Origin of the sequence: Ruminococcus flavefaciens (genome assembly GCF_900116855.1) — a bacterium.
GTDB classification, from domain to species: domain Bacteria; phylum Bacillota; class Clostridia; order Oscillospirales; family Ruminococcaceae; genus Ruminococcus; species Ruminococcus flavefaciens_R.
This window is the reverse complement of record NZ_UETD01000007.1, coordinates 158,986-165,416: the sequence shown is the minus strand read 5'-3', so window position 1 is coordinate 165,416 and position 6,431 is coordinate 158,986. Positions and strand designations below refer to the sequence as shown.

Genomic DNA, 6,431 nt, shown 5'->3' with positions numbered 1-6,431 from the left:
GAACACTTTAACTCTCAACTCTCCACTTTCAACTCTCAACTAAACCAAAAAGCCCCGAAGTGCTGTAAACACTTCGGAGCACATTTTTTATAAAACAGGTTCAGGGCTGCTCAGCCGCCTCGGGCTCATCGGGAGCCTCCACGGGCGTATCAGTCTCAACAGGCATAACATCTGTGACTACCTGCTGCGAAGCCTCATCGTCGTAAACGATATCCTCGGGCACGGGCTCCTCCACAACGGGAGCTGCTGCCGCCAAGTCCTCACGGATACCGTCCGAGCAGGAGCTGAGCTTGCTCATGGAGATGATACCCGAGCAGGTAACATCGTCGCCGCTGCCCTTCTTTGTCATAGCAGGCAGGAACTCACCAAGCTGACGGACGCCTTCCTCCATGCCGTTTTCCACCATAGTCAGAGCCAGTCCGCGGAAAAAGCCGAAGAGCTGCTCCTCGTTCCAGTAGGAGTTTTCAACGCCGTCTGTGCAGAGAAATACCGCAGCAGGCAGCATTCCCTTTGGCAGGTAGAAGAACCTTGCGGAGAGAGCTGCGTCGTCCTGACACATAGATGTGGTAACATTCTCATAGCAGCGCGGATCGTCGGGTATGGGAGCTGTCACGTTGCTGTCGCTGTCGATGACAACGCATTTGCCGTCACCTATCTGAGCTCCGAAGGCATAGTCCTCGGTAACAGCCGCAAACAGCAGTGTAGTTCCGTATGCGCTTATATATTCGCCCTGTGCATATCTTTCGCGGTAATGGGCGAATTTATCGGGTATACGGTCAAGCTCCTCCTCGGTGAAGGGCTCGTCCGTAAAGTCCTTTTCGGTCTTGTCGTGCCATCTTGCGATGATGCTCCGCCAGAGCTGATTGAAAAGCTGCTGACGCTGACGCTCGTCTGCAAGCACCTCCGCTGCGTCCTCGAGGCTGTCAAGGAACTCGGCAACGCACTCCGCAGCGCACTCCACAGCGAACTTTGAGCCCCTCTCGGTACGCAGGTAGCAGGGACTTCCGTGACCGTCCGCCGCAGCCGCAAAGGAATAGGTCTCATAGTCTGCACAGAGCGAGCTGTCCTGACATACTATATCCCTGCTGAGATGTGAAGCGCCGACGCTTGTCTGAGCAAAGGAATTGAGTTTCTCCATAGGCTCACCTTACCAGTCCGACTCGTCCCAGTCGGCGGTATTGGCGTCGCTGAGAGCGTCATTTGTCTGAGTCTGAACGTCCTCTGCAAGCTTCTTTGATATCTCAACGGGGTCGGTATCGCTGTCAACGGTGCTTGAATGGCTGGCGAATACGCTGGTGATAACGCTGGCCTTTTCTATCATAAGTCTGAGCTGGTCCTTGTTCTTGACGTCGAGGACAGTCTCTGAGCTTCCCGAGAAGCGCGCCAGAACGTCCTTGTCGCAGTCATCGCCGATAGCGAATGCGATCTTGATAGAGCGCTTGAACCAGTTGTTCTTCTTGAGGGCGTCAAGTCCGCTCTCCCAGTTATCCGTGGGACCTCCGTCGCTGAAAAGGAGTATTACAGGCGGATATGCGCCTGCGGCAGTCTGAAGGAATTCGTTTCGTGAGAGCTTCTTGTCAAGCTCCTTGCAGGCAGCGCCCAGATCGGTAACGCCGCAGGCTTCAAAGGTCTTGAAGCGATAGCCCTCGGGAGAAACAGGCTCGGGTGTGACCCATGAAGCGCCTGTGGAGAACTCCAGAACGGCTATTTTTATCTCGGCATCATCGCTCTCATCGCTGATCTCCTGCAATGTCTGCATTACCTCCTCAAGAGCAGATTCCACCTGTCCTATCTTGCTGCCCTGCATACTTCCCGAAGTGTCGATGACATAGAAAAGTGTCATGACCTTTCTGACAGCAGGTGCGTAATCGTCTAAACCCGGCATGATTTTATCCTCCGTTCATTTATTGATGTACAGGAAGCCGCGCAGGGCTGTATTCCCCAGTGGGTCCCGTCTTATTGTGATCAGTATAATCATATACATTATACCACGAATAACAGCGTCGGTCAAGTACTAAATGTTCACATAAATTTAACATTTACAGTGGTGACATATGCACTTATATAATGTATAATAAAATCACAGAGATATGATCGGAGGGAACTTGCCGTTTTTCGGCTCATTATGGAAAAAAGAGAGATCAAACGATATATTTTCATTGCATTTCTGGCTGTCGCAGTATGCGTCATAAGTCAGAATTTTGCGGTTTTCGTAAGCTTTCTGTCGGTAGTGCTGGGTGCGCTGAAGCCCCTCATCATGGGACTGATGATCGCATACATCTTCAATATCATCATGAACTTCTTCGAGAAGCATTACTTTCCGAAAAGCAGCTCAAAGCTGGTGAAAAAGTCACGGCGTCCCGTGTGTCTGGCAGCTTCATTCGCCATCACCATCGCCATAATCATACTTATAATGTATATAGTGGTGCCCGAGATAGCCTCGGCATTCGGAGTGCTGTATGACGAGATACCGCCTGCCTTCACCAAGTCCAAGGACTTTATCCTCGGAAAGCTCAAGGAGTACCCCGAGATACAGGAGCAGATAAGCACAGTGGAATTCGACTGGACTAATATTGCCGAAAAGGCTTCAAAGCTGCTCACTTCGGGAGTTGCAGGAATACTCAGCTCCGCCGTGGGCATAATAGGAGGGCTGACATCGGCGGTCACTAACCTCGTGCTGGGACTAATATTCGCCGTTTATCTCCTTCTCAGAAAGGATAAGCTCATTAAGGACAGCGGCCGGCTGAGGACGCTGTGGTTCAGCGATGATACCAACAGGAAGCTTGGGCGCGTGCTGAATACCGCCAACGAGACCTTCCGCAGCTTCTTCATCGGACAGTTCGTAGAGGCGATAATCCTCGGAACTCTCTGCTTCATCGGCATGAAGATACTGAAGCTTCCCTATGCCGCAATGTCGGGAACTCTCGTGGGCGTCACTGCTTTCATTCCCATAGTCGGAGCCTTCCTCGGCGCAGGCATAAGCGCTTTCATCATCCTTACGGAGAGCCCCATGCAGGCGCTGATATTCATTATCTTCCTGCTGATCCTCCAGCAGTTCGAGGGCAACATCATCTACCCCAAGGTGGTTGGCGGCACAGTCGGTCTGCCAAGCATATGGACCCTCGCCGCTGTTACTGTAGGCGGAGGACTGTTCGGTGTCTTCGGCATGATACTGGGCGTACCGCTGGCGGCAACACTGTACAAGCTTGCATTCTTCAAGCTTGAAGAAAAAGAGTCGGAGCTGGGAATAACCCCTCCCGATGAGGAAGAAAAAACGCCAAAGCCTTCCAAAAAGTCAAAGAAAGCCGCAAAGGCATCGGCTAAGAAAAAGTAATATTCAGGGCACTGTTCAGACGTCCTCAGATCAGCTTTCAGCATTTATTTTCCTGCTGAAAGCCAAAATCTGTCAAATGCACAAATAAGCCAAACAAGTTCATAATTTTTTGATACGCACCATCAGAGCAGCTGCCGAAAAACTTCAAAATACCGTCGAAGTTCTTCGGCAGTTTTTTCAAGAAAAGCAGACTTTGTAATCTGATAAAACGAAAACGGACTTTTTTCCGTTGCCCGCGGTTAATACGGAGATTGACAAAAATTAAACAATGTGGTAATATTACCTTAGACAATAAAATCAAAGGAGTAATGTGTTATGATCAATACATGGCCAAAGGAATGGGACGGCTTCAATGAAGGCCGCTGGAGCACCACTTCCGTAAACGTTAGAGACTTCATCAAGAAGAATTACACTCCTTATGAAGGCGATGAAAGCTTCCTCGCAGGCCCCACGGAAGCTACAAAACAGCTCTGGGATCAGGTCATGGATCTCACCCGTCAGGAAAGAGAAGCAGGCGGAGTCCTCGATATGGACACCAAGATCGTTTCTACAATTACATCCCACGGTGCAGGCTATCTCAATAAGGATCTCGAGCAGATCGTAGGTCTCCAGACCGACAAGCCCTTCAAGCGTTCTCTCCAGCCCTTCGGCGGTATCAGAATGGCTCAGCAGGCTTGCAAGGAGTACGGCTACGAGGTAGACCCCGAGGTAGTAGAGATCTTCACCAAGTACAGAAAAACTCACAATCAGGGCGTTTTTGACGCTTATACACCCGAGATGAGACTTGCTCGTCACTCGGCTATACTCACAGGACTTCCCGACGCCTACGGCAGAGGCCGTATCATCGGCGACTACCGCCGTGTTGCTCTCTACGGCGTTGACCTCCTTATCGAGGACAAGAAGCACCAGATCGAGACCTCACTTGTGAGAATGACTTCAAAGAATATCCGTCTCCGCGAGGAGCTTGCCGAGCAGGTAAGAGCTCTCCAGGAGCTTAAAAAGCTGGGCGAGATATACGGCTATGATATCTCAAAGCCTGCCGCAAATGCCAAGGAAGCCATTCAGTGGCTCTACTTCGGCTATCTTGCTGCTGTAAAGGAGCAGAACGGTGCGGCTATGTCACTGGGAAGAACTTCCACATTCCTCGATATATTCATTCAGCGTGACCTCGACCGCGGTATACTCACCGAGGAACAGGCTCAGGAGCTCATCGACCACTTCATCATGAAGCTCCGTATCGTCAAGTTCGCCCGTACTCCCGAGTACAATTCACTGTTCTCAGGCGACCCCACATGGATCACAGAGTCCATCGGCGGCGTAAGCGTTGACGGTAATCACATGGTAACAAAGAACAGCTTCCGTTACCTCCATACCCTCGAAAATCTGGGAACTGCTCCCGAGCCCAACATGACCATTCTCTGGTCCACAAAGCTCCCGAGGAAGTTCAAGGAATACTGTGCCAAGATATCCATAAGAACATCGTCTATCCAGTACGAGAACGACGATATGATGCGTGTTATCCACGGCGATGACTACGCTATCGCCTGCTGCGTATCTTCAATGGTAGTGGGCAAGGAAATGCAGTTCTTCGGCGCAAGAGCTAACCTTGCAAAGTGCCTGCTCTACGCTATAAACGGCGGTGTGGACGAGCGCCTCGGACTTCAGGTAGGTCCCAAGTACAGACCCGTTGACGGCGAATACCTCGACTTCGACGATGTATGGGAAAAGTATATGGATATGATGGAGTGGCTGGCAGGTCTCTATGTCAACACCCTCAACGTTATCCACTATATGCACGATAAGTACTGCTATGAGAGACTCCAGATGGCTCTCCACGACAGAGACGTAAAACGCTACTTCGCAACAGGTATCGCAGGTCTCTCGGTTGTTGCAGACTCTCTCTCGGCTATCAAGTACGCCAAGGTAAAGCCTATCCGCAAGGATATCGAAATAAAGGACAAGGCAGGCAATGTCACAGGCGTTGCAAAGAACGTTGTCGTTGATTACGAGATCGAGGGAGACTTCCCCAAGTACGGCAACAACGACGACCGTGTTGACAAGCTGGCTGTTACAGTTGTCCGCAAGTTCATGGACTGTGTAAGAAAGCACCACACCTACCGCGACAGTGTTCCCACAATGTCTATCCTTACCATTACTTCAAACGTTGTATACGGCAAGAAGACAGGAAACACTCCCGACGGCAGAAAGCAGGGCGTTCCGCTTGCTCCCGGTGCTAACCCAATGCACGGCAGAGATACTCACGGTGCAGTAGCTTCACTTTCATCGGTAGCTAAGCTGCCATTCAGACACGCACAGGACGGTATCTCCAACACATTCTCCATTGTCCCCAGCGCTCTCGGCAAGGATATGGAGGTATTCACAGGCGACCTCGACCTTGACAAGCTCAGAGGAGAGGACAAATGATAACGCCTGATATGCTTGGTAAGACCGACGACCCGTCAGAGCTTGCCGACCTTATCGATAAGCTCATGGAACAGGGAAGCGGTCATGTGAATATAGTTTCGGAGGGAAGCAATGACGGTCTCAAAGTGGATACCGTGAAAAGCACCGACGTATGCGGCACAAAGGGTGCCTGCTGTCAGCCCACCGAGCTTGAACCCGAAGATGACGAATGATCACAGGAGCGCCGCAAAAGACGTTCCCTCAGAATAATATAACAGGAGGTCTATTATGGATAATCAGAAACAGGTAGATAACCTTATCGAGCTGCTTGACGGCTATGTTGAAAAAGGCGGTCACCACCTCAACGTAAACGTTTTCACAAGAGAAACTCTCCTTGACGCTCAGGCTCATCCCGAGAAGTATCCCCAGCTCACCGTAAGAGTTTCGGGCTACGCAGTTAACTTCGTAAAGCTCACTAAGGAGCAGCAGGACGACGTTATTTCAAGAACCTTCCACTCTGCTCTGTAAATACACACAAAAAGGCTGTACCGATAAGGGCGGTACTAATATAGAAGATTTACAGTTTATTATTGAGGAGAGACCCTTTTGAAAAAGGGTCTCTCCTCAAACTCCTCCCCTAAAACTTTCAGCATTTAATTTAGCCCAGACAGGGCGCTCCCAGTATTATACTGGT

The 6,431-nt window shown here is 50.5% G+C and carries 6 protein-coding genes; 4 read left to right on the top strand and 2 right to left on the bottom strand.

The features are described from left to right. Positions 1 to 100 precede the first annotated feature (100 nt). Both DSZ37_RS08800 and DSZ37_RS08795 read right to left on the bottom strand, forming a co-directional pair. Positions 101 to 1,138, bottom strand: a complete 1,038-nt coding sequence (locus DSZ37_RS08800; RefSeq protein ID WP_109726533.1) for a PP2C family serine/threonine-protein phosphatase — start codon at positions 1,136 to 1,138, stop codon at positions 101 to 103. Positions 1,139 to 1,147: 9 nt separating this feature from the next. Further along, positions 1,148 to 1,885, bottom strand: coding sequence for a vWA domain-containing protein (locus DSZ37_RS08795; protein WP_109726532.1), 738 nt, complete (start codon positions 1,883 to 1,885; stop codon positions 1,148 to 1,150). Between the two features lie 240 nt (positions 1,886 to 2,125). On the opposite strand from DSZ37_RS08795, the gene DSZ37_RS08790 reads away from it, so the two are divergent. The 4 genes from DSZ37_RS08790 (at position 2,126) to grcA3 (ending at position 6,265) form a co-directional block, all read left to right on the top strand. Beyond that, positions 2,126 to 3,334, top strand: coding sequence for an AI-2E family transporter (locus DSZ37_RS08790; protein WP_109726531.1), 1,209 nt, complete (start codon positions 2,126 to 2,128; stop codon positions 3,332 to 3,334). A gap of 315 nt (positions 3,335 to 3,649) precedes the next feature. Continuing rightward, the gene (pflB, locus tag DSZ37_RS08785) at positions 3,650 to 5,758 is read left to right on the top strand and encodes a formate C-acetyltransferase (protein ID WP_109726530.1); all 2,109 of its coding nucleotides are present in this window, start codon (positions 3,650 to 3,652) and stop codon (positions 5,756 to 5,758) included. After that, positions 5,755 to 5,970 carry a hypothetical protein gene (locus DSZ37_RS08780; RefSeq protein WP_109726529.1) on the top strand — a complete coding sequence of 72 codons (216 nt, stop codon included), beginning with the start codon at positions 5,755 to 5,757 and terminating at the stop codon, positions 5,968 to 5,970. The genes pflB and DSZ37_RS08780 overlap by 4 nt, the downstream gene beginning before the upstream one ends. 55 nt (positions 5,971 to 6,025) lie before the next feature. Then, positions 6,026 to 6,265, top strand: coding sequence for an autonomous glycyl radical cofactor GrcA3 (gene grcA3, locus DSZ37_RS08775; protein ID WP_028519550.1), 240 nt, complete (start codon positions 6,026 to 6,028; stop codon positions 6,263 to 6,265). Positions 6,266 to 6,431: the final 166 nt, after the last annotated feature.